Raw genomic sequence first — 603 nt, 5'->3', positions numbered from 1 at the left:
GAGCCAGCCGCCGAAGGTGGGGTAGATGATTGGGGTGAAGTCGTAACAAGGTAGCCGTATCGGAAGGTGCGGCTGGATCACCTCCTTTCTATGGAGTACCTCGCTTCTGAGTGAAGCGGTACAAATACGGAACTTAAGTTCCGACAAAACATCATTCTATTTGTTCGGTTTTGATGGAATTTGTTATGGGGCCATAGCTCAGCTGGGAGAGCGCCTGCCTTGCAAGCAGGAGGTCAGCGGTTCGATCCCGCTTGGCTCCACCAATATTTCATCGATTTGATCCTTGAAAACTAGATACCGAAACGAATTTGCGTTTTAGAAATATCCTTTTAGCTGAACTTGTGTCAACAAGTTTAAGTAAAAGTAGCAGCGAAAGATTCGTGATGGGTGATCCTTTGCGAGACAGTTTCGACCTTGGTTATTCCAATCAAGAAACTGGCGAGCAACAGAGCACATAGCACGAAACTTGAGCGACATGGTTAAGCTACTAAGAGCACACGGAGGATGCCTAGGCGCTAGGAGCCGAAGAAGGACGTGGCGAACAACGATACTGCCTCGGGGAGCTGTAAGCAAGCTTTGATCCGGGGATGTCCGAATGGGGAA

The 603-nt window shown here is 48.8% G+C and carries 1 tRNA gene and 2 rRNA genes; all 3 read left to right on the top strand.

The features are described from left to right. A 16S ribosomal RNA gene (locus RJP21_RS31035) occupies positions 1-88 on the top strand; the annotation flags it as partial. A 99-nt stretch (positions 89-187) separates the two neighbouring features. After that, positions 188-263: transfer RNA gene (locus RJP21_RS31030), tRNA-Ala, on the top strand. Positions 264-477: 214 nt separating this feature from the next. Beyond that, positions 478-603, top strand: a 23S ribosomal RNA gene (locus tag RJP21_RS31025); the annotation flags it as partial.

The organism is Paenibacillus sp. VCA1 (assembly GCF_031583795.1).
In the GTDB taxonomy this organism is placed as follows: Bacteria; Bacillota; Bacilli; order Paenibacillales; family Paenibacillaceae; genus Paenibacillus_AQ; species Paenibacillus_AQ albilobatus.
The sequence above is the reverse complement of the archived record's forward strand: the minus strand, read 5'-3'. Positions and strand labels throughout refer to the sequence as shown.